The 23,073-nt window shown below is 58.9% G+C and carries 20 protein-coding genes; 18 read left to right on the top strand and 2 right to left on the bottom strand.

All coding sequences use genetic code 11. The annotated features are described in order from the left end of the window. Positions 1-23: 23 nt before the first annotated feature. From murD to murC, 4 genes are all read left to right on the top strand, one after another. Complete coding sequence (murD, locus tag EII11_RS01850; RefSeq protein WP_420820436.1) at positions 24-1,526, top strand: UDP-N-acetylmuramoyl-L-alanine--D-glutamate ligase; 1,503 nt, start codon at positions 24-26, stop codon at positions 1,524-1,526. Then, entirely contained in the window at positions 1,526-2,806 is a 1,281-nt protein-coding gene (locus tag EII11_RS01845) for an FtsW/RodA/SpoVE family cell cycle protein (RefSeq protein WP_124867962.1), read from the top strand. The genes murD and EII11_RS01845 overlap by 1 nt, the downstream gene beginning before the upstream one ends. A 103-nt stretch (positions 2,807-2,909) precedes the next feature. Next, positions 2,910-4,025: an undecaprenyldiphospho-muramoylpentapeptide beta-N-acetylglucosaminyltransferase gene (murG, locus tag EII11_RS01840; protein ID WP_124867960.1), complete on the top strand. Its 1,116-nt coding sequence runs from the start codon at positions 2,910-2,912 to the stop codon at positions 4,023-4,025. Beyond that, a complete protein-coding gene (gene murC / locus EII11_RS01835) occupies positions 4,022-5,479 on the top strand; it encodes a UDP-N-acetylmuramate--L-alanine ligase (RefSeq protein WP_124867958.1) in 1,458 nt (485 codons plus the stop codon). The genes murG and murC overlap by 4 nt, the downstream gene beginning before the upstream one ends. A 168-nt stretch (positions 5,480-5,647) precedes the next feature. On the opposite strand, the gene EII11_RS10450 is transcribed toward murC, so the two are convergent. Next, positions 5,648-5,794: a hypothetical protein gene (locus EII11_RS10450; RefSeq protein ID WP_165867025.1), complete on the bottom strand. Its 147-nt coding sequence runs from the start codon at positions 5,792-5,794 to the stop codon at positions 5,648-5,650. Between the two features lie 20 nt (positions 5,795-5,814). Between EII11_RS10450 and EII11_RS01830 the strand changes: the two genes are divergently transcribed. The 10 genes from EII11_RS01830 (at position 5,815) to dnaE (ending at position 16,473) form a co-directional block, all read left to right on the top strand. Further along, a complete protein-coding gene (locus EII11_RS01830) occupies positions 5,815-6,738 on the top strand; it encodes a cell division protein FtsQ/DivIB (protein WP_165867024.1) in 924 nt (307 codons plus the stop codon). A 202-nt stretch (positions 6,739-6,940) separates the two neighbouring features. Beyond that, positions 6,941-8,311: a cell division protein FtsZ gene (ftsZ, locus tag EII11_RS01825; protein ID WP_124867954.1), complete on the top strand. Its 1,371-nt coding sequence runs from the start codon at positions 6,941-6,943 to the stop codon at positions 8,309-8,311. Further along, positions 8,308-9,117: a purine nucleoside phosphorylase YfiH/LACC1 family protein gene (locus EII11_RS01820; RefSeq protein WP_124867952.1), complete on the top strand. Its 810-nt coding sequence runs from the start codon at positions 8,308-8,310 to the stop codon at positions 9,115-9,117. The genes ftsZ and EII11_RS01820 overlap by 4 nt, the downstream gene beginning before the upstream one ends. A gap of 102 nt (positions 9,118-9,219) precedes the next feature. After that, positions 9,220-9,675 carry a cell division protein SepF gene (locus tag EII11_RS01815; protein WP_124867950.1) on the top strand — a complete coding sequence of 152 codons (456 nt, stop codon included), beginning with the start codon at positions 9,220-9,222 and terminating at the stop codon, positions 9,673-9,675. Between the two features lies 1 nt (position 9,676). Beyond that, the gene (locus EII11_RS01810; RefSeq protein WP_338068021.1) at positions 9,677-9,985 is read left to right on the top strand and encodes a YggT family protein; all 309 of its coding nucleotides are present in this window, start codon (positions 9,677-9,679) and stop codon (positions 9,983-9,985) included. Between the two features lie 200 nt (positions 9,986-10,185). Then, the gene (locus EII11_RS01805; protein ID WP_124867946.1) at positions 10,186-10,764 is read left to right on the top strand and encodes a DivIVA domain-containing protein; all 579 of its coding nucleotides are present in this window, start codon (positions 10,186-10,188) and stop codon (positions 10,762-10,764) included. A gap of 147 nt (positions 10,765-10,911) precedes the next feature. Continuing rightward, the gene (gene lspA / locus EII11_RS01800; RefSeq protein WP_240623016.1) at positions 10,912-11,445 is read left to right on the top strand and encodes a signal peptidase II; all 534 of its coding nucleotides are present in this window, start codon (positions 10,912-10,914) and stop codon (positions 11,443-11,445) included. Continuing rightward, on the top strand, positions 11,438-12,349 hold the full coding sequence (locus EII11_RS01795) for an RluA family pseudouridine synthase (protein ID WP_124867944.1): 912 nt from the start codon (positions 11,438-11,440) through the stop codon (positions 12,347-12,349). The genes lspA and EII11_RS01795 overlap by 8 nt, the downstream gene beginning before the upstream one ends. 2 nt (positions 12,350-12,351) lie before the next feature. Then, entirely contained in the window at positions 12,352-12,918 is a 567-nt protein-coding gene (locus EII11_RS01790) for a GNAT family N-acetyltransferase (RefSeq protein ID WP_205649192.1), read from the top strand. Between the two features lie 9 nt (positions 12,919-12,927). Beyond that, positions 12,928-16,473: a DNA polymerase III subunit alpha gene (gene dnaE / locus EII11_RS01785; RefSeq protein ID WP_124867942.1), complete on the top strand. Its 3,546-nt coding sequence runs from the start codon at positions 12,928-12,930 to the stop codon at positions 16,471-16,473. 140 nt (positions 16,474-16,613) lie between these two features. Here the strand turns inward: dnaE and EII11_RS01780 are convergent, their stop codons facing one another. Continuing rightward, complete coding sequence (locus EII11_RS01780) at positions 16,614-17,348, bottom strand: FadR/GntR family transcriptional regulator (protein WP_240623015.1); 735 nt, start codon at positions 17,346-17,348, stop codon at positions 16,614-16,616. Positions 17,349-17,528: 180 nt separating this feature from the next. Between EII11_RS01780 and EII11_RS01775 the strand changes: the two genes are divergently transcribed. From EII11_RS01775 to EII11_RS01760, 4 genes are all read left to right on the top strand, one after another. After that, complete coding sequence (locus EII11_RS01775) at positions 17,529-19,121, top strand: ABC transporter substrate-binding protein (protein ID WP_124867940.1); 1,593 nt, start codon at positions 17,529-17,531, stop codon at positions 19,119-19,121. Between the two features lie 105 nt (positions 19,122-19,226). Continuing rightward, positions 19,227-20,174, top strand: a complete 948-nt coding sequence (locus EII11_RS01770) for an ABC transporter permease (protein ID WP_124867938.1) — start codon at positions 19,227-19,229, stop codon at positions 20,172-20,174. A 2-nt stretch (positions 20,175-20,176) separates the two neighbouring features. Next, positions 20,177-22,231, top strand: a complete 2,055-nt coding sequence (locus tag EII11_RS01765; RefSeq protein ID WP_124867936.1) for a dipeptide/oligopeptide/nickel ABC transporter permease/ATP-binding protein — start codon at positions 20,177-20,179, stop codon at positions 22,229-22,231. A 2-nt stretch (positions 22,232-22,233) separates the two neighbouring features. Next, positions 22,234-23,034 carry an ABC transporter ATP-binding protein gene (locus tag EII11_RS01760; RefSeq protein WP_124867934.1) on the top strand — a complete coding sequence of 267 codons (801 nt, stop codon included), beginning with the start codon at positions 22,234-22,236 and terminating at the stop codon, positions 23,032-23,034. Positions 23,035-23,073: the final 39 nt, after the last annotated feature.

The raw sequence follows: 23,073 nt of genomic DNA, 5'->3' as shown, positions 1-23,073 counted from the left end.
CTGAGCTACCGCCAGAGCGTCAAATCACTGGCCTTCCTGGTGGTGCGGGAACTGAGTCTGTCATCGCCATTATCGGATGGGGAAGGTCAGGGCAGGCATGCGCACGAGTCCTGAGTGCACGAGGTCTGCGCGTCGCCGCTTGGGATCAAAAATCCTCCGACGTGATCGTCGACGGTGTAGAGCTCACCGTTGAACCAGATCTGCAACTCCTTGCAGACTCGGTGATGGCCGCCGAGCCTGGCCTCATTGTTGTCTCTCCAGGGATCCCCCAGCACACGCCAATTTTCGAGGCTGCAAGCGCCGCCTCCATTCCTCTTATCGGTGAGGTTGAGCTGGCTTGGCGCCTGCAAGAGGCGGGCGAACACGCCGGGCGCCCGTGGCTGTGCGTCACGGGCACGAATGGAAAGACCACAACCGTTGGAATGTTAGGGTCGATTTTGCGTGCGGCTGGCGAGAATGTCCTTGAGGTCGGGAATATTGGAACCCCGATCGTTGAAGCCGTTAATTCTGACGCCACGGTCTTTGCCGTTGAGCTGTCCTCCTTCCAGCTCTACACGACCTCGACACTGAGCCCTGAGGCGTCGGTGTGCCTCAATGTTGACGCCGATCATGTGGATTGGCACGGGAGCGTGTCTGCCTACGCGGCGGCAAAAGCTCGGATTTATGAAAATACCCAGATCGCATGCGTGTATCCCAGTGAGGATCGCGCAGTAGAACGCATGGTTGCCAACGCAGACGTTATCGAGGGTGCGCGTGCAATCGGCATCACCCTGGGAACCCCTGCGGTGTCGCAAATCGGTCTGGTGGAGGGCGCCCTCGTGGATCGGGCGTTTGTCCCGAATCGTCAGAAGGAAGCGGCTTTCCTCGCTGATCTTACTGACCTCACCGTCGGATTTGGCCCACAACTGACACCGGCTGTTGTCGCGGATGCCTTAGCTGCGGCCGCCCTTGCCCGGGCTCATGGCGTTGAAGCAGAAGCCGTCGCTCAGGGGCTGCGAAACTATCAGCCGGCAGGACACAGGCGTGCGCTTGTCGCCTATGCGGCAGACATGGCGTGGATTAATGATTCGAAGGCGACTAACGCTCATGCGGCGGTGGCCTCGCTTGTTGGTATTCCCAAGGGGACCGCAATCTGGATTGCCGGTGGCGACACTAAAGGGCAAGACCTCAATGAATGTGTCGCACAAGTGGCCGACCGCCTGCGTGGGGTTGTCCTCATTGGTGAGGACCGCAGTGTCCTCCGTGATGCTCTGACCTCCCAGGCTCCCCACATCCCTGTCGTTGAGGTCGACGGACACGAGGACTGGATGTTTTCAGTCGTGAACGAGGCCGTTGCCCTCTCCCGCCCCGGCGATACCGTGGTGCTTGCTCCCGCTGCCGCCTCGTGGGATCAGTTTGCGAGCTACAGTGAGCGCGGTGAGGCTTTCGTTGATGCTGTCCGCCGGCTTGCTGAACAGTGGCAGGAGACGCAGACCACCCAGCATGATTTACCTGACGGTGAGCCAGGTGGGGGACAGGACTCCTAATGGGAGCAAGGATCCAGTCTTTGATGGCGCGGCTGCGTCTGCCTCGTATTGAGTTTGAACGCCCAGGACACACCCAAAGGGAATACTCGGCGGTCACTACCTTCTACCTCATTGTCGTGCCTGCACTGCTCCTGATTGCTATCGGTTTGATGATGGCCTTCTCCTCGCAGGCGGTCATGAATATTGCTGCCGAAAAGGATCCCTACAAGGCTTTTCTTAAGCCTGTCATGCTGGTTCTTGCTGCTCTGGTGGCAATGGGGATCGTTCAGCTTTTTCGACCGCATTGGTGGAGAACCCTCGCGTGGGTTGCTTTCCTGGGCTCCCTCGTTGCCCAGACCCTTGTGCTTTCACCTCTGGGCGCGTCCGAGGGTGGTAACACGAACTGGATCCGCATCCCGGGCCTTCCCTTTCTTTTGCAGCCTTCCGAAATCCTTAAACTTGGGATCATTCTTTTTCTTGCGTGGGTCCTGAGCAGGCCCGGTACGCGCTTGAAGGATCCTGCCCAGATCATGGTGCTGGCCGGTGTCCCCATTGGCTTGGCACTGCTGGCCGTCATGCTTGGTCGAGATTTGGGAACCGCTATGGTGATGGCCCTTGCCTGTGTGGGTGCACTGTGGGTTGCTGACCTTCCCAAGAAATGGTTCGCCGTGTTGTTCGCGGCTCTTATTCCCGTCAGCGTCCTGCTCGTGCTGAGCAACCCGACCCGCATCAAGCGCGTCATGGAGATCCTCCCCTGGGCTAAACCTGAGCGCAGCCTGTCGGCGCCAACACAGATTGACCACGCGATGTGGGCGTTTGGAACGGGGGGACTTTTTGGCGTCGGACCGGGAGCCTCGCGCGAGAAATGGAACTACCTGCAAGAGGCTGATACGGACTTCATCTTGGCCATCATTGGTGAAGAGTTTGGTTTCTTCGGTTCCACCGTCGTTCTCTTGTGTATTGGTTTGCTCCTGTGGGGATTGTTGCGTTTATGTGCCCACACCCCGCAGCTTTTTGACCGCGTTGTTGTGGGTGGGGTGGCGACATGGATCGGTGTGCAAGCCCTTATCAATATCACCTCTGTGAGCAATATTGGCCCGGTTATTGGCGTCCCACTTCCCTTCGTTTCTTCAGGCGGCTCCTCGCTGCTTTTCACGAGTATTGCTCTGGGAGTGGTTTTGTCGATTGCGCGAAATGATGCGGGGATGCGGCAAGTTGGCCGACCGGACGAGGCCTCGGCGGGCCGTGATCCTCGGGTCGCGCGTCCGCGTCGCTCGGCCACCGCCGTGAAATTCGTCTGAAAGCCTTAGCGTTGGTCGTGATTACGGCCAAGGCGAGTGAGAAGTGTTGTACTGTCTCAGACAGAAGTGAAGTGTTGAGACGCATGCACAAGGAGGCCGCGGAATGACCCCTCGGATTGTCATGGCAGGCGGAGGAACCGCTGGTCACGTTAACCCTTTGCTGGCGACAGCGCATGTTCTGCGTGAACGCGGATGTGAGGTGTCCGTACTTGGAACTGCAGAGGGCTTGGAAGCCACGTTAGTCCCGGACGCGGGGCTGCCCTTCTCGGTCATTCCTCGTGTGCCCTTCCCTCGTCGCCCGAATACGGCGCTCCTGACCTTCCCCGCCCGTTTCCACGAGGCCACCCGCAAGGCTGAGCAGGAGATTCGTGGCGCCGATGTTGTCGTTGGCTTTGGCGGTTATGTGTCTACGCCTGCCTACCGGGCAGCGAAGAAACTTGGCGTGCCGATTGTTGTTCATGAACAGAATGCTCGCCCGGGCCTGGCGAATAAGGTGGGCGCAGCCAACGCCAAGGTGGTTGCTTTAACCTTCGCTTCGACTCCACTATCAGCAAAGAATGGCACAACGATTGTCACCGGTTTACCTTTGCGTCCTGTGATGGCCGATTTAGCTCAGAAGCGCCTAACTCCCGAAGGCGCCGACGCTGCTCGGGTTGCGGCCGCTGAGCGGCTGGGACTTCGTCCAGATCTGGCGACCATCGTCATTACGGGAGGTTCCCTGGGTGCCCAGCATGTCAACGAAGTCATGGTGGGGGAGGCTCCTTCTCTTCCTGATGACGTCCAGGTGCTGCATTTGACAGGTAAAGGCAAAGACGCCGCTGTACGTGAGGCATTGAAGGGAACCGGCGTTGAGGATCGTTGGGTGGTGTTGGACTACCTGACCACAATGGAGGACGCGCTGGCTGTTGCTGATCTTGTGGTCTGCCGTTCAGGTGCGGGCACAGTTGCTGAGCTGACGGCTCTGGGTATTCCTGCCGTGTATGTGCCCCTCCCCATCGGCAATGGTGAGCAGCGCCTTAACGCCGCGGATCATGTGGCGGCTGGTGGTGCGCTGATGGTTGCTGACGCTCAACTTGATGGCGCATATGTGCGCACAACGATCTTCCCTCTCATTACCAGTGGGGAGTATCGACAGATGCGTGAGGCAACTGCCGGTTTAGGCATTGTGGATGCTGCGCAGCGGCTTGCCGAAGCGATTATCGAAGAGGTGCAGGAATGAGCGATATCGGGCAGGTGCGGGATCTTTCCGGGCGTCATTTTCATCTTATTGGCATGGGTGGCGCTGGAATGTCAGTAGTTGCTGAGCTGCTTGCGGCTCGGGGGGCCCAGGTCAGCGGCTCTGACCAGGCAGATTCACCCGCTCTTGAACATTTGCGTTCATTGGGAGTGGCGGCTTTTGTCGGTCACGCGCCCGAACATCTTGCTTCTGGGGCAACTGTGGTGGTTTCCTCTGCTATTCGCCCGAATAATCCTGAATATGCATTGGCGGTCGAGCGCGGGCAGGAGGTGATCCACCGTTCTGAAGCCTTGGCTTTGGCATCGGAGGGTATGCGTTTCGTCGCGGTAGCGGGGGCGCATGGAAAGACCACCACTTCAGGCATGCTTACCGTGGCATTGCGCCATGTGGGGGCTGATCCGTCTGCTGCTGTTGGTTCTGTTCTGCCGGGGATTGGCTCGGGTGCGGTAGTGGGCTCAGGCGATATTTTCGTGGCCGAAGCTGATGAGTCAGATGGCTCTTTTTTGAACTATGCTCCAAGCGTCGAGTTGGTCACCAATATTGAGCCTGACCACCTGGATCGCTACGGGTCAACAGAGGCTTTCGAGCAGGTCTTTAGGGATTTTCTGGCACGCCTTATCCCCGGGGGCGTTCTTGTTACCTGCACTGAGGATGCAGGGGCTATGCGTTTGGCTGACTACGCTCGTCAAAACGGCTATGAGGTCATCCGTTATGGTCGTCCTGAACTCAGTCTGAGCGCGCCTGAGGTGACGATTGAGGTGCTCTCGAACAGCGCTGATAGCGCGAGTGCCCTGTTGAGTTGGGTGCGAGACGGAGAGCGCCTCTCTCATGAGCTTCGTCTTGCGGTGCCAGGCGAACATAACATCCTCAATGCGGCTGGGGCATGGACAACAGGCGTTTGGCTGGGAATGAATCCCGTCGCAATGGCGGAAGGACTCACTGCCTTCCGAGGCACTGCGCGCCGGTTTGAACTGCGCGGCCAGTGCGCTGGCAGGCGCGTCATTGACGACTACGCTCATCATCCAACCGAGGTTGCTGCCGCGCTTGCCCAGGCGCGCACCGTCGCTGGGGATGGACATGTCACGGTTGTGTTCCAACCCCATTTGTTCTCGCGCACTCTCTCTTTTGCTGAGCGCTTCGCGCAGGCGTTAAGTGCGGCAGACACCGTCATTGTTTGCGATATTTATGCCGCTCGTGAAGATCCCGTTGAGGGCGTGGATTCGAGGGTGATTACCCGTCATTTGCCTGGAGCACACTTCATCCCTGACATGTGTGATGCTGCCCGCTATGCCGCCGAGAACACCCCTGAAGGAGGCATTGTGATGACGATGGGCGCAGGCTCTATCACACAGGTTGCCCCAATCCTTGTGGAGGCATGGGGCTGTGGGAATGCCGCTGAAGCCTCTGCGACAGACGAAAGCGCCGATGCCTCGTGAAAAATCCGCCTCGCCCGCGTCGCCAGCGACGCCCTGAAATGCCATCGGGACAGGCACCTGTGGGCCCTCGATCCTCAACAAGTGAGCAGCGGGATCACTCTGGTACCGCTGACTCTGGCCGCCAGCACGGAGTAGGAAACAAACAGGGAGAGAGAAACACAGCGGAGTCTAGGTCTCCGGCGCCCCCACCACCTGCGACAGGCGCACGTGAACGCCATCGTCGTGAGCGCTATGCCGGTCAAGGAGCGCAGCTCGCACGGCAGGCGCGTGAACGAAAAGCTCGCGGTACGTCAACCAGCGCCGCAGCACTCTCACAAAAGCTCCCTGCCTCGCAGATGAGAGACTCAGAGCAGACGCCGCGCACGCCAACTACTCCTCAGGCGCAGGATGCCACCCCAACGGTACTCACCGAGCCGCTGGAACAGCCTCGTAGCCGCACAAAGGAGCAGGGCCAAGCAATTCGTCGAATGCGAACCCCGTTGGGTGCAGACGACGCTGCAGAAATTCTTGGCCCCAGGGAGGAATCCCCTCAGGAAGCCAGCGTTGAACGTATTGAGGAGCGGCTACGCGCGCGCAAGCGCCTGACCTCAGTCCATATTGCGAGTGCCGTAGGCGCTGTTCTTTGCGTTCTTGCCGGCGTGTGGGCTGTCTTTTTCTCCGCTCTCTTTGCTTTGAGTGGTGAGAAGATTCAGGTCGTGACCTCAGAACCGAGCGTGCCGGCCGAGGAAGTGCACGCTCGGGTCGCTCCCTATATCGGGACGCCTCTTACTCGCTTGAGTTCTGCAGCCGTGGAAGAAAGCATCGAGGGGATTCCCCAGGTGAAAGAAGCCACCGTTGTGAAGCACTGGCCAAATGGCGTTGAGGTGACCTACACCTTGCGCACGCCAGTGTTGGTTACTCAGGTGGAGGGAGCTTTGTTGACGCTCGATGAGGATGGTGTTGAACTCTCCAGGGTCGAGCAGCGCCCAGCAGAACTTCCACTCGTGCTTTTCCCTGATGGTGTGCCGTCGCGTGAGCAGAATGCGCGTGGCGTCAGTGCCGCGTGGAATGCACTTACTGAGGATATGCGCAGTCGTGTGGAGTCCCTGACTGTGGCCAATCATCAGTTAACGATTGCCTTACAGGGAGGGCGTCAGGTGAGGTGGGGAACACTGACTGACCATGAGTTGAAGGCCAGGGTTCTTCAGGTTCTCGTCACGCAACGCGAGGCGAAGATGTATGACGTGTCCTCTCCGACTTCGCCGGTGACCGCTGGCTAATCCCGCCTACTTTAGGCGGAGTGCTTCGTGTGAAGTATTGACAGTGACACCTGTTTAGCTGGGGAAACTCTGAGGGGCTGCGACACGCGCAGCAATGTCCTTGCTGTATCCCGTGTCGGCGCATACCTTTGCCGCGGCAGACAGACAAGCAAACGTCAACCTTCAACTTGAGGTTGAGGGTTGAGGTAATGAGGGAGGCGCGATGGCCCAGTATCAGGGACATGCAGTTATCAAGGTTGTCGGTGTCGGTGGCGGCGGTGTGAACGCCGTGAACCGCATGATCGAGATCAACCTCAAAGGAGTCGAGTTCGTAGCCGTCAACACAGACGCGCAGGCACTCATTCTTTCCGAGGCTGAAACTAAGCTCGACATCGGCCGCGACCTCACGCACGGCCTCGGTGCGGGGGCTGATCCTTCCGTGGGCCGTCAGGCTGCCGAAGACCACGCTGACGAGATTGCCGACGCCCTCGAAGGCGCTGACATGGTCTTTGTTACCGCAGGTGAAGGCGGTGGCACAGGCACAGGGGCGGCACCCGTCGTCGCTCGTCTGGCTCGCCATGCTGGTGCGCTAACCGTTGGCGTCGTCACCCGCCCCTTCTCTTTCGAGGGTAACCGCCGCGCCGTTCAGGCCGACCAGGGCGTTGAAGCACTGCGTGCGGAGGTCGACACTCTTATCGTCATTCCCAACGATCGTCTGCTTGATATCTCCGACAAGAACATCTCTGTCCTTGACGCCTTCAAGGCCGCAGACCAGGTGCTCCTTTCGGGTGTCCAAGGCATCACCGAATTGATCACCACGCCAGGTCTGATCAATGTGGACTTCAATGATGTGAAGTCAGTGATGAAGGACGCTGGCTCTGCGATCATGGGCATTGGCGCGGCATCGGGTGAAGACCGCGCCGTTCGCGCCGTCGAAATGGCTATTTCCTCCCCGCTGCTGGAGGCCTCCATTGATGGTGCTCATGGTGTTCTCATGTTCTTCCAGGGTGGTTCTGACCTGGGCCTGCAGGAGATCTACCAATCCTCCTTGCTTGTGCGCGAGGCTGTCCACCCCGAAGCAAACATCATTTTCGGTAACGTCATTGACGATGCTCTTGGTGATGAAATCCGAGTAACTGTCATTGCTGCTGGTTTTGACGCTCCGCTCGATCAGACCGCGCAGGCGAACGCTGCTGCATCAATGCGGCCCGCTCCTCCTGCAGTGCCATCTGTTCCTGCTCCGGCACCCGTTCAGTCTGCTCCGGTGGTGCCGCCCGCACCTCCCTACCCGGCTGCCACTGCCCAGTCTGCAAACCCGGCTCAGGTTGCCGCTTCAGCCCAGCCTGCCAGCCCGACCCCCGCTCCGGTGCGAAGCCTGGGAACCCTGCCGGTTGCCGAAGCTCCGGCCACCCCCGTTGCTCAGCATCGCGCCGAGGTGAACGTGCCTTCCCGACAGACCTTCCCTGCAGCGGCGCAACCCGTGCGCCAGCAAGCAGACCCGAACGCTTTTGAGGACGGGTCGCTTGAAGTGCCGCGCATCTTCGACGAGGACGATCACACGCCTGACCTCGATCTGCCTGACTTCCTCCGATGATCGAACAACTGTCTGTCGGGGATGCCTCGCTCTATCTCACCCAGGTGGAGCGGGGCATTTCCCCTTTACGCGACAACTATGGCCTGCATGTGGGAGACGACGCCACCCTTGTCCTTGAGCGTCGCCACGCACTTGCGAAGCATATTGGACGACCAATTGTATGGATGGATCAAACCCACTCTGCTGATGTCGCCCTCGTGCGTCATGACGGAGGGAATACGCCAGCAGTGCGAAGTAGGGTACAGGTGACCCTTGGCCAGACGGATTCTTTCCTGAGTGAGCGCGATCCTCATCTTTGGCCTCAGCTTCCCTGTGACGGGGTGGTTGTTGACGCACGCTCTTGGCCTCAGGCGCCAGCCGTGGCTGTGATGACGGCAGATTGCATGCCGATTATTTTTTCTGCTGACAAAGGGCGGGTAGTTGCGGGCATCCACGCAGGACGCATTGGGTTCACTACAGGCATTATCCTGCACACGCTCGAAATCTTTGCTTCACTTGGACTTTCAGCACGCGAGATCAGCGTCTATATCGCTCCTGCTATCTGCGGGCAATGCTACGAAGTTCCCGTTGAGATGCAACGTGAGCTTGCCCAGTTGATGCCCAAGATTGCGGGGGCCACACGCTGGGGGACGCCCTCTCTTGATCTTCCGAAAGCTGCCGCTGCGCAGCTCCATGCCGCCGGGTGCGAGCACGTGACCATTGATGCCCGCTGCACGCTAGAAGATCAGCAATGGCATTCCCATCGCAGGGATCCGCGCAGTGGACGTTATGTTTCCCTTGTTGTGCCGACCTGGGAAAACGCTTGAGGCACGCAGAGGACTTCGCGCTTTGCGGAGTGTCTTACCTGGCGGATAGGAAAAGAGCATTACCGTGTGGACACAGAGGTCTTTTGGCTTGAGGAGAATGTAATGGCTGGTTTTGGTGCTAAAGCTCGTGAATTCCTTGGATGGTACACCCCCGAGGATTACGACACTGAGTTTTTTATCGACGAATATGAAGCAGATCTGGTGGACTTTCCGACGCCCGAGGAGCCTGTCGAACCGTTGGCGCCGATCCACCGCGAGGCCGCTCCGGTGCGACGTGCTGATCTGAGCCGTATTGTCACCGTCCACCCGACCTCGTACAACGATGCTCTGAGTATTGGTGAAGCCTTCCGTGATGGACTGCCAGTGATCGTTAACCTTTCAGATATGCCTGAGGATGAGGCTCGTCGAATCATTGACTTCATTGCGGGGTTGACTTTCGCGCTGCATGGTTTTGCTGAACGTGTCACGAACCGCGTGTTCCTCCTGTCGCCTCAGAGCATTGAGGTGACGAGTGATGCTGCTAACCTGCGCCGTTCTCGTACTTTCGATCAGGACTGACGTGATCGCATATCTTCTGGGCAGTGTGCTCTATTGGCTCATTAGCCTTTACCTCACGGTCATGATCGTGCGCATGATTCTTGACTGGGCGCAGTTTTTCGCTCCTCAGTGGCGCCCGCAAGGGGTTGTGTTGGTTGCGGCTAATGTCATCTACGCTTTGACCGATCCGCCTCTACTTTTTCTGCGTAAAAAGATTCCCGCTCTACGTCTAGGAAACGGACTATCTCTTGACGTAGGCTTTATGGTTCTTTTTATTGGGCTTATCCTTGCCCGCAGAATTGCCATCATGATCTTGTCGCTTGGTCTGTGATCAGGCAAAAGGAATGCTGAGATTTGACCCTCATCACTAGGGACACCTGGTGCTGTCGTGACAAAATAGAGTTACAGTGAACGCAAGTCTCGGATATGATGCAAGTGTTGTAATCCAGTTCTCCGCTTCGGTGATGGAGCTGGAAGGCCCGCATAGGAAGCTCCGCGGCCTCAACCTAACCACAACCGAAAGGTGAGCAAATGACTCTTCTGACGACTGAGGACGTTCTGAGTAAGAAGTTCCAGTATGTGAAGTTCCGCGAAGGCTATGACCAGGTTGAGGTTGACGAGTTCCTCGATCAGGTTGTCAAGACGATCTACACCCTGAACGTCGAGAACGCCGAACTGAAGGAACAGCTCGAAGCTGCTGAGCGTCGTATCGCTGAACTCTCGGCTGCCCCCGCAGTCACCGAGGTTCCCGCGCCTGCTCCCGTTGAAGAGGCTGCCCCCGCAGCATTCCAGGAGCCTGCTTCTGTTCCTGCCGATGACGCGTCCTCCGCATCCTCCATGCTCGCCCTGGCCCAGCGCGTCCACGACGAATACGTGCGCGATGGCCGCAAGGAATCCGAACAGATCATTGCCGAGGCTCGCGCCAAGGGCGACGAAATCGTTGCAGATGCGCAGCGTCAGCACGAAACAATCCTCACCAAGCTCGAACAGGATCGCTCCCTCCTGGAAGCCAAGATCAACGAGCTGCGCAATTTCGAGTCCGACTACCGCACCCAGTTGCGCGGACACCTCGAAAGCCTACTCAGCGAAGTTATCGGCGAACAGGCCTGATTTCTTCCCAATCCCGACACTAACGGCGGCGGCGCATCAGGTGCCACCGCCGTTAGTGCGGTTAAGAGCTGCCAGCTCACCAACAACGCCGCAATAAGCGGCACTCACCAGTGCGGATCCTACGCTGCACCGACAGGAGTTCTCGTCGTGACCACACCAGCCCCCACGCCTCGTCCCGCGATTCTCACCGTTGGCGCCATCAGCGCAGCCGTAGCCCTCGCAACGGACCTGGCGAGTAAATGGTGGGCACTGGACGTCCTTTCTGACGGGCAACGCCTGCCCATCATTGGACGCTGGCTTTCCCTCCGACTGGTTTTCAACCCGGGTGCAGCCTTCTCGCTTGGAGACAACTTCACCCTGGTCCTCACCGGCCTTGCCGCCATCATCTCACTGGTCATCATCATCGCCATCTGGCGAGCGCGATCACGCCTGAACTCCGCGATCCTTGGTCTACTCCTGGGCGGAGCCCTCGGGAACCTCTACGACCGCCTCACCCAACCTCCCGGCGTCGGCCGCGGCCACGTCGTTGACTTCATCGACTACAACGGATGGTTCGTGGGGAATGTCGCAGATATTTGGATCGTTCTTGCCGCAGCGGGTCTTGTCCTCATTGCATCACGCGGAAGCACTTTGAACAGAGGAGAAACTCCCGCTTCACACGAGGGGAACAGCCGTGCCTGACACTCGTTTTCTGCCCGTCCCCGATGCTCTTGTTGGCGACCGCGTAGATGCCGCACTATCGCGGCTCCTGGGCTTTTCGCGGACTCGATGTGCAGAACTCGCCGCTGAAGGCAACGTCCTTGTTAATGGCATGCCAGCATCAAAATCTGACCGTCTAAGCGCTACCGACATCATCGAAGTCACCATCCCTGACCCGCCGTCAACCCCCACACCTGTCACCGGCATGGACATCCTCTACGACGATGATGACATTGTTGTTGTGGACAAGCCCGTCGGCGTGGCCGCGCATACTGGACCTGGATGGACCGGCCCCACGGTTTTGGGCAATCTTGAAGCGGCAGGCTACCGCATTACCACCCACGGCCCGCCAGAACGTCAAGGTATCGTGCATCGCCTGGACGTGGGCACCTCTGGGGCAATGATGGTCGCTAAATCGGACCGCGCCTACTCCGTCATGAAACGCGCCTTTAAAGAGCGCACCGTGCGCAAGATCTACCACACCGTCGTTGCCGGACACCCTGACCCTGACTCAGGCACCATTGATGCTCCGATCGGTCGCCACCCCAGCAGGGACTGGCGTATGGCCGTCATTGAAGGCGGCAAACACGCCATCACCCACTATGACACCCTGGAACTCATGCCCGGCGCGGCACTGCTTGAAATTCATCTTGAAACGGGTCGCACTCATCAGATTCGCGTGCACATGTCAGCCATTAAACATCCCTGCGTAGGGGACACTTTCTACGGCGCCGACCCGGTACAGGCCGCAGCATTAGGGTTGGAACGCCAATGGCTCCACGCCGTCGAATTGGGTTTCGCTCACCCGATTACAGGCATACCCACCCTTGTTCGTTCCCCCTACCCGGCTGACCTGCAGGCCGCCCTCGACATTTTGCGAGGCTGAATATGTGTCCTACTCGCACACACCATGAAGGCCAGGAAAACTCGCGGATTCGGATTGAAGCTGCCACCACTGACGAGCTGCGTCGAGGCATGGTCAATGTCCGCTGGGAGGTCTTCGTCGATGAACAAAACGTGCCGATGGTCCTTGAAATTGACGCCCGCGACTATCGCAGCGATGTCACTCATCTTGTGGCGATCGACGAAGGCTCAACCGACACATTCCCGCAAGCTGCCTGCGTATGCCAATCCGACCTGGTTGTCGGGACCGTTCGCATCATCCCTGACGGAGCGCACCACTACCACCTTGGTCGTTTAGCCGTGTTGGCGAGGGCGCGAGGGCAGTCCGTGGGCGCGGCGTTAGTTGAGGCCGTCCATGACTATGTGCGGATGCTCACTCCCGCCGGGCTTCACGCGCGGATCGTCCTTGACGCTCAGCTTCAGGCGCGTGGATTTTACGAGCGTTTAGGCTATCGGGTCACCTCTGAACAGACCTTCTGGGACGCCGGTATCGAACACTGCGAGATGGACATCAATATTGACGGTGGGTCACTAGGGGAGCGATCGGACTAGGATCAGATCATGGCCTCAAATAGTTCCTTCGTGCACCTGCATAACCACTCTGAGTACTCCATGCTCGATGGGGCCGCCAAGACGGCGGCAATGGCGGCAGAAGCGGCGCGATTGGGACAGCCCGCCCTGGGAATCACCGATCATGGCTACCTATTTGGTGCCTACGAGTTTTACAAGTCCTGCAAGGCTGAGGGCATCAAACCCATTATCGGTTTGGAAGCCTACGTCACTCCGGGCACCTCACGTTTTGACCGCCATAAGGTGACGTGGGGCGAGCCATGGCAGCGTTCCGATGACGTGTCGGCGGGCGGCTCCTACAACCACCTCACATTGCTGGCCTACAACACCACCGGCATGCACAACCTCTTCCGCATGGGCTCGCGCGCCTCCACCGAAGGCCAATTCGGCAAGTGGCCACGCATCGACCGCCAACTCCTTGAGGAATACCACGAAGGCCTCATTGTCTTTACCGGTTGCCCCTCGGGCGCTGTGCAGACACGCATGCGTCTCGGCCAATGGGACGAGGCCGTACGCGAAGCCGCCGAACTGCGCGACATTTTTGGACCGGAAAACTTCTACGTCGAGATCATGGATCACGGCATTGAATTCGAGCGGCGCACCCAAAAACAGCTCCTTGAGCTTGCCAAACTTATGAATGCGCCGCTGGTTGCCACGAACGACTCCCACTACGTCAAACACGAAGACCGCGTTATCCAAGATGCCCTGCTGTGCATTAACTCCGGCTCGCGCCTAGCTGACCCTGATCGCTTCAAATTCGACGGGGATGGCTACTACATTCGTCCCAGCGAAGAAATGCGCGACATCTGGAAGGAACTCCCGCAGGCATGCGACGCCACCCTCGATATTGCCGAGCGCTGCGACGTCGTCTTCCACACGACCTCTGACGGCGCGAACTACATGCCGCGCTTTGACGTGCCAGACGGTGAAGATGAAACCTCGTGGTTCATTAAAGAGGTTGAACGCGGCCTTCAAGAGCGTTTCCCCAATGGCATTCCCGACCATGTACGTAAGCAAGCCGAATACGAAGAAGACGTCATCGTCTCCATGGGCTTCCCCGGCTACTTCCTGACCGTCTCTGACTACATTCGTTGGGCGAAGGATCAGGGCATCCGCGTCGGCCCCGGTCGAGGCTCCGGTGCAGGCTCGATGGTGGCTTATGCCATGAGCATTACCGAACTCAACCCCCTTGAGCACGGCCTGATCTTCGAACGCTTCCTCAACCCTGAGCGCGTGTCGATGCCTGATTTCGATGTTGACTTCGACGAGCGTCGTCGTGATGAAGTCATCGAATACGTCAAACGCAAGTACGGCGAGGAACGCATCAGCCAGGTTGTCACCTTCGGCACGATTAAGACCAAGCAAGCCCTGAAGGACTCTGCTCGTATTCTGGGGCGTGACTTCAAGACCTCCGACCAGTTGACAAAGGCCTTGCCGCCATCAGTCATGGGCAAAGATATTTCAGTGAAGGGCATCTTTGACCCTGACGACAAGCGCTACGCTGAAGCCACTGAGTTCCGCAAATACTACGAGGAAAACCCCGATATTCACGAAGTCGTCGACTACGCGAAAGGTTTGGAAGGCCTCACGCGACAGTGGGGCGTGCATGCCTGTGCGGTCATCATGTCCTCGCATACGCTAACCGACATTATTCCCGTGATGAAACGCCCTCAAGACGGGGCAATCATCACCCAGTTCGACTACCCAACCTGTGAGAGCCTGGGCCTGCTGAAGATGGACTTCCTTGGCCTGCGTAACCTCACGGTCATTTCAGATGCGTTGGAAAATATCGCACTCAATGGCAAGGAAGTGCCCGATATTGACCACATGACCTTGGATGATCCGGCAACCTACGAACTGCTCTCTCGGGGTGAAACGCTGGGCGTCTTCCAGCTTGATGGTGGTGGCATGCGAGAATTGCTCAAGCTCATGCGCCCCGACAACTTTGAAGATATCTCCGCTGTGGGCGCTCTGTATCGACCTGGCCCCATGGGCGCAAACTCTCACACGAACTACGCCCTGCGTAAGAACGGCCGCCAGGAGATTACGCCGATTCACCCGGAGTTGGCTGAACCTCTCAAAGACATTCTGGGAACCACCTTCGGTCTGATCGTCTATCAAGAGCAGGTCATGCAGATCGCCCAGAAACTTGCGGGTTATTCGCTGGGCGGTGCAGATATGCTGCGCCGTGCAATGGGTAAGAAGAAGAAGGAAATCCTCGACAAGGAATTCCAACCCTTCTCCGAAGGCATGTTAGCTAACGGCTACTCCATGGAGGCCATTCAGACCCTGTGGGATATTCTCGTTCCCTTCTCTAACTACGCCTTCAATAAAGCTCACTCTGCCGCCTACGGCCTGGTGTCCTATTGGACGGCCTACCTTAAGGCGAACTATCCCACTGAATACATGGCTGCCCTCTTGACTTCCACGAAGGACAATAAGGACCGCCGCGCCCTCTACCTGGCAGAGTGCCGCCACATGGGCATTACGGTATTGCCCCCCGACGTCAATGCCTCAATGGGTACCTTTGCCCCTGATGGCGAGGCTATCCGCTTTGGCCTGTCAGCGATTCAAAACGTTGGTGGGCCCGTGGTGGATGCCATTGTTGAGACGCGCAAGGAAAAGGGTACTTCTGCTACCTTCCATGAGTTCCTCAATAAGGTGCCTGCGGTGGTGTGCAATAAGCGCACTATCCAGTCCCTCATTAAGGCTGGCGCTTTTGATTCTCTGGGGCACACGCGCCGTGCTCTCCTGGCCCGATGCGACGAGGCCGTGGATGCTGTGACCGACCTGAAGCGTAACGAGGCGATCGGCCAGTTTGACCTCTTCGGAGGCCTGGGAATGGAGGAAGAATCAACTCCGACTTTCGCGGTGGAGATTCCTGATATTCCTGAGTTCGACAAACGCCAAAAGCTTGCTGAAGAGCGCGAAATGCTGGGCCTTTATGTCTCTGACCACCCCCTGCGCGGTGTGGATGCGGCCTTGGCTCGCCATCAGGATCATGAGATCGCGCAGGTGGTGAGCAACGCTGAAGGAATGAGCGACCAGAATGTGAAGATCGCAGGTCTGGTTTCGAGCGTGCAAACAAAGGTGACGAAGCAGGGCAATGCCTGGGCGATTGCCACTGTGGAAGATTTGTCCGGTTCGGTGGAGGTGTTGTTCTTCCCGCGCTCCTACGAGACGATTCAGTCCTTCCTTGTGCCTGACATTATTGTGCAGGTCGAGGGCAAGGTGAATATTCGCGACGATCAGCTTTCTTTGTATGGCCAATCCATGACGATCCTGGATTTGCGTGAGGACGCAGATGATCCTGTGGAGTTAGAGATGCCTCTGTCGCGTTGTACCCACGCGGTGCTTCAAGAACTTCGTGAGTGCCTGGAGGCTTTCCCTGGTGGATCGCCTGTTCGCCTTCATCTGAAGGAGCCTGGCCGCACGACGGTTGTTGAACTGGATCCGAAACTTCGCGTCGCGCAGTCATCTGCTTTCTTTAGCCAGATCAAGGCTGTGGTGGGCGTTGGGGGAGTGATTACCTCGTAATACCGGGCTGATGTAACAGTGGGGGCCAGGCTCCTGCAGGAACCTGGCCCCCACTGTGCGAGTTTGTGCCGTGCCGCTGTACCGCTGTGCCTTTGTGCCGCTGCGACTTGTGATCTTTCCTTTTCAGTGCGGGAAGAAGATCACTGCTGGGAGAGCAGATCTTCTAAGGGCTGGTAGTGGGCGTTCACAGCATCGAGGTAGGCGTTGACGTTCCCGGCTTCGATAGCGAGCAGCATCGCGCGGTGGGCGAGCGCCGTATCGAGCATGTCGCCTGGAGATTGGTGAAGGGAGGGGAGTGCTTCCATGTGGATCCTCCACATCGCGCCAACGAGTTGTCCCATGAGGAGGTTGTCGAGGGGGCGGAGAAGCCCAGAGTGGAAGGCAATATCTTCCTCGACGAAGGATTCATTGCGGCGGGCTTTTTCCTCCATGGCATTGACGAGATCGTGGAGGTCATCGTTGCGGGTGTCGGCAAAGACAGCAACGACATCTTGGGCGATGCCGCGGTCTAGGACGCGACGCAGAACAATAACTTGGCGCAGAGCTTCAATGGAGTCAGGGGAGACCGAGCAGCGCAGGAGGACAGATTTGACGAAGGGGCGCAGGGTCATTTCGCCGACGAAAGCGCCGCGTCCTTGGTGGACAGAGACAATTTCAAGGGCTTGGAGTTGGCGGATTGCCTCTCTGACGGAGGAGCGTGAAACCCCGAGGAAGGTGCAGAACTCTGACTCTGTGGGCAGAGGGTCGCCCGGTTGGAGGCGGTGTTGGGCAATGTAACGCTCGATCGCCTCCATCGTTGCCTCGGCGCGCGAAGGGGCGGAGACCTTCTGGGTGCCCTGGCTAGGCAAATCAAGGGAAGAACGAAGGGAGTCCATTAAACGTGCACCTCCAGTGGTTGCATGTCCAGACACAAGATTTTATAACAGTTCGGTCACGTCTTTGGCTGAACTGGCACAGACGCTGTGATCTATCGTATCGTGAACCTATCAGAAATTGTCTGATGTCTGACATCTAGGGTGATGTTGGACTGATCGGTACTCAAAGGGGAGGAAGCAATGCGCTCCACTCGAAGCAAGTTCACGGGCCTGATCGCCCTGACCGCTGCTGCAGCCCTCGGTCTTTCAGCCTGCGGTGGTGGCACCCCCGCTGCAGAGAAGCCCGCTTCGGGCGAAGCTGAAGCACCCGCTGCAGCCGCTGGTCCCGTTGGTGAAATCACCGCTGGTGTCGCCTACGAAACCACCAACTACCATCCCTCCAACACGACCTCCGCACTGGCAATGGGCACCAACTGGCACGTTGTCGAAGGCCTGTACGAAATGAACATGGCCACCGGCGAGGTTTACGCAGCACTGGCGGCAGGCGACCCCACCAAGGTCTCCGACACCGAATACGAAGTGACCCTGCGTGAGGGCGCCAAGTTCTCCGACGGCAAGGACGTCACCGTTGAGGACGTCGTTAAGTCCTTCGAACGCACCATGGCTGAAGGTAACCTCTACGCAGGCTTCCTCGGCTTCGTTGACGCCGTCAAGGCAAAGGACGATAAGACCGTCACCGTCACCCTGAAGCAGCCCTTCACCCTGGTCAAGGAGCGCCTGGCCGTTGCCAAGGTCGTTCCCGCCGCCGCATCCGACGATGATCTGACCAAGATGCCCGTTGGCTCTGGCCCCTACAAGTACGAGAAGATCACCGAATCTGAGCTCTCCGCAGTGCCCAACGAGCACTACAACGGCCCCCGCCCGGCCACCGTTGAGCGCCTCAAGTGGTCCGTCCTCAAGGACGACACCGCTCGTACCACCGCCGCTCAGGACGGCTCCATCGACATTATGGAATCCGTTCCCGCCGACAACATCGCCCTGCTCGAAGGCGCCGGCTGGACCGTGGACAAGGTTCCCGGCTTCAACCTGCCCTTCATGCTCTTCAACACCAACAAGGCTCCCTTCAACAACGCTAAGGTGCGCCAGGCATTCCTCTACGCCGTTGACGTTGACAAGCTCATCGCCAACAACATGAGCGGCGAAGCCACCGCAGCAACCTCCTTCCTGCCCAAGGCTCACCCCAACTACAAGGAAGCTGAAGTTCAGTACCCCCACGACGTTGAAAAGGCCAAGGCACTCCTGGCTGAAGCTGGCGTCGCTGACCTGAGCATCACCCTTCTCACCACCGACCACACCTGGATCGCGAACCTCGCACCCCAGATCAAGAACGACCTCGAAGCCGCTGGCGTGAAGGTCAACCTGCAGTCGATGGCCTCCTCGGCACTGTACAAGGACAACCTCGACATTGAAGAGCCCACCTTCGACGTAGCCGTCGCCCCCGGTGACCCCTCCGTCTTCGGCTCTGACCCCGCTCTGCTCATGAACTGGTGGTACGGCCCCGGCAAGTGGACCGACTACCGCACCTTCTGGGCAAAGGGCGACAACGCGAAGTTCACCGAACTGCAGAACATCATCAACGAGGCCGTGACCCTCGAAGGCGCTGACCAGCAGAAGAAGTGGGACGAAGCTCAAGACTTCATCTCCCGTGAGGTTCCCCTCTACCCCCTCTTCCACCGCAACATCATCACCGCCTACAACGGTGAAAAGGTCAACGGTTTCACCCCGATTGCGACCACCGGCCTGAGCCTGCTCGATGCCACTGTCAAGCAGTGACACTGAGTTGGCCTAACGCCTAACTCATCCGAAAGGAGGGGCGGGACACCGTGCCCGTCCCTCCTTTCGTGTCAACAATCAGGTCCGCTCATAGGAGTAACCCCCGTGAACACCCTTCTTCGGCTCGTTGGAAGACGTTTACTCGTCCTGCCAGTGATGGTTGTGGGCGTGTCTTTCCTCGTCTTCATCATCATGTCTTTCTCACCCATTGATCCCGCCTACTCGGCACTGGGTGAAACCGCCTCCTTCGAACAGATCGAGGCATACCGTGAACAACACGGCCTCAACGACCCCTGGTTCGTCCAATTCGCGAACTACCTCTGGGGTATGCTCCACGGACACCTCGGCGTCTACGGACAATCCAATCTTTCTGTGGCAGATAAGGTCTTCGAAGCCCTGCCCGTGACCATGCAGCTCACCTTCCTGGGCCTGATCCTCGCTGTTGCCGTCGCCTTCCCCCTTGGCATCATCGCCGCCATCTACCGCGACAAGGCAGCCGACCAGATCATCCGCGTCATCTCCGTTGCCTGCATCGCCACCCCCTCCTTCTGGCTGGCTATCCTCCTCGTCCTTCTCTTCCTGGGAACCCTGCCCGTTTCAGGGGCCACGCCATTCTTCACCGAAGACCCCTCCGGCTGGTTCCTCCGCATGCTCCTGCCCGCCCTCGCCCTCGCCGTTCCCGTCATCGGCCAGCTCACCCGCGTCGTGCGCACATCCATGGTCGAAGAACTCGACCGCGACTACGTGCGCACCGCCCTGGGCGCCGGCATCCCCAAGCACATCGTCATCGGACGCAATGTCTTGCGCAACGCCCTCATCACCCCCGTGACCGTTCTGGGCCTGCGCATCGGCTACCTCATGGGTGGTGCCGTCGTCATCGAAATCATCTTCAACCTCAAGGGTATGGGCCGCGTCCTTATTGAAGGCATCCAACAAAACTGGGTGACTGTCGTTCAGGGAGCAACCCTGGTGGTCGCCATCTCCTTCATCATCATCAACATCATCGTGGACCTCCTCTACGTCCTCATCAACCCGCGTATTAGGGCGGTGTGATCATGCGAAAGAAACTCACCACAGCTATGGAACGCCCCGGAGTGCGACTCAACCGCTTCTCCGCAATGAGCTGGGGCGCTCGCCTGTCCCTCATCTTCCTGGTCATCATCGCGCTCACCGCGATCTTTGCCCCCCTGCTGGCCACCCACGATCCCGAATTCATCGACATCAAGGGCCAGCCCCCCAGCGCCGAATACTTCTTCGGCACCGATAACCTCGGCCGCGATGTCTACTCGCGTCTGCTCTACGGTGGCCGCTACTCGCTGGCCGTCGGCCTCCTATCCACCGGCATGGCCCTCGTCCTTGGTGCCATCATCGGCTCCATCGCAGCAGTGGCACGCAAGTCCATCGCTGAAGTCATCATGCGAGTCCTCGACATCGTCATGTCGATTCCCGGTATCGCCCTGGCAGCCGTCCTCGTCCTGGTCCTGCGCGACCCGGAAAATCCCTCCGGCTCCATCTTCATCATCATCATGGCCATCGGCTTCGTGTACGTCCCTCAACTGTCGCGAATCGTTCGCGCCAACGTGATCGCCGCATACGGTGAGGATTACGTCAACGCCGTCATCGTCTCAGGCGCTCGCGCACCCTGGATCCTCGTCAAGCACGTCGCTCGTAACACAGCAGCTCCCGTGCTCGTGTTCGCCACTGTCCTAGTGGCTGACGCGATCATCCTGGAAGCCTCACTCACCTTCATCGGTGCTGGCCTCCAAGAACCCATCGCCACATGGGGCAACATCCTCTCAGGCGCTCAAGCTGGCGTCTTGCGTGGCGAGTGGTGGCAGGCCCTCTTCCCCGGTATCGCCATCATGCTGACCGTCCTGTGCCTCAACATCCTGTCCGAAGGCATCACCGACGCTATGGTTGCTGCCCCCTCCGGTGAGGTCAAGGACGTTCCCCGCAGCGACACGGAACGCGAAGCTGACCGACTCCTCATTGATCCTGTCGCCTCCTACGCTGCCCAGCGTGAGACCCTCCAGGGACGCCTCGACGCGCTCAAGTCTGTGGAAAGCCAACGTAGCGATCGTTTCGTGCCTGCAAGCACTGAAGCCCCGCTCCTTGAGGTCCGCGACCTGTGCATCAAGTTCCCCCGCCACGGAGACGTCAACGTCGTTGATCACGTCAACTTCGCGGTGCGTCCGGGCGAGACCATGGGCCTTGTGGGCGAATCGGGCTGTGGCAAGTCCATCACCTCACTGACCATCATGGGCCTCATTGACCCCCGCGCTGAGATCAGCGGTCAGGTGCTCTACGAGGGTAAGGACCTGCTCACCATGTCCGTGAAGGAACGTCAGGCACTCCTCGGCCACGAAATGGCCATGGTCTACCAGGATGCCCTGTCCTCCCTCAACCCCTCCATGCTTATCCGCACCCAGATGAAGCAGCTCACCAGCCGTGGTGGAACCCGCAGCGCTGAAGAACTGCTCGAACTGGTGGGCCTTGACCCCAAGCGAACCCTGGAGTCCTACCCCCACGAGCTCTCCGGTGGCCAGCGTCAGCGCGTCCTCATCGCCATGGCTCTGACCCGCGACCCCAAGCTCGTCATCGCTGACGAACCCACCACGGCCCTTGACGTGACGGTTCAAAAGCAGGTCATTGAGCTACTCAACAACCTGCGCGACCAACTTGGCTTCGCAATGATCTTCGTCAGCCATGACCTTGCCCTCGTCGCTGAAGTCGCCCACTCGGTGACCGTCATGTACGCAGGCCAGGTTGTCGAGCAGGCTCCCACCGCGGAGCTACTGTCCAACCCCATTCACGAGTACACCCGTGGTCTGCTGGGTTCGGTTCTGTCCATCGAAGCCGGATCGGGCCGCCTGCACCAGGTGCCCGGCACCGTGCCCTCGCCCAAGGACTTCCCCGTGGGCGACCGCTTCGCACCGCGTTCCTCCCACCCGGACTTCGGCCTGGATGTGGCCCCGTTGCGTGCGAAGGTTGCCGGCAAGGATCACTACGTCGCCGTCGCCGTCAACACTGCAGGTGAAACCCTGCTGCCTGACGCCGCGCACGGCCAAGAGATCGAGTTGACCCACGACACAGACAAGGTAGGGCGCTGATCATGACTGAACCAATCATCGAATTGCGGGACGTTCACGTCATCTTCCGCTCACGCACCGGCGGCATCTTCCGCCCCAACCTCGTTCACGCGGTCGACGGCGTCTCCTTGGCACTTATGCCCGGCGAAACTATCGGCATCGTGGGGGAGTCCGGCTGCGGAAAGTCCACCACCGCCAACGTCATGTGCGGCCTACAAGCCCCCACCGGCGGTCAGGTGTTCTTCAAGGGCGAGGAAGTCACGAAGCGCACCCCCGCTGACCGCCGCCGTATGGGGCGCGTGGTGTCCGTCGTCTTCCAGTCCCCAGCCACAGCGCTCAACGCGCGCATGATGGTCAAGGACCAACTGATGGACCCGCTGCTCGTCCACAAGATCGGCACCCCCGCTGAGCGCGAGCAGCGCGTGCGTGAACTCATCGCCATGGTGGGTCTGCCCGACTCATCACTCAACGCCTTGCCCGGTCAGCTCTCCGGCGGCCAGCGACAGCGTGTGGCCATCGCCCGCGCGCTCTCACTGAACCCCGATGTCATCATTGCCGACGAGCCGACCTCAGCACTGGACGTGTCGGTGCGCGCACAGATCCTGAACCTTCTGACCGACCTGAAGGATCAACTCGGCCTGGCCATGGTCTTTATCAGCCATGACATCCAGACCGTGCGCTACGTATCCGACCGTATCGTCGTGATGAACAAGGGCAAAATCGTCGAGGAAGGCCCCGCACGCCAAATCCTCGAAAATCCGACGGACGCCTACACCAAGACCCTTCTTGGCGCTGCGCCCTCGCTCCTGCATCCCGCCCTCTAAACCGGGGCACCCTGCCAACGACTATCGGCCAAGCCCCCT

It is taken from the genome of Schaalia canis (genome assembly GCF_003858455.1).
Classification (GTDB): domain Bacteria; phylum Actinomycetota; class Actinomycetes; order Actinomycetales; family Actinomycetaceae; genus Pauljensenia; species Pauljensenia canis.
This window is presented reverse-complemented; position numbering and strand designations above follow the sequence as displayed.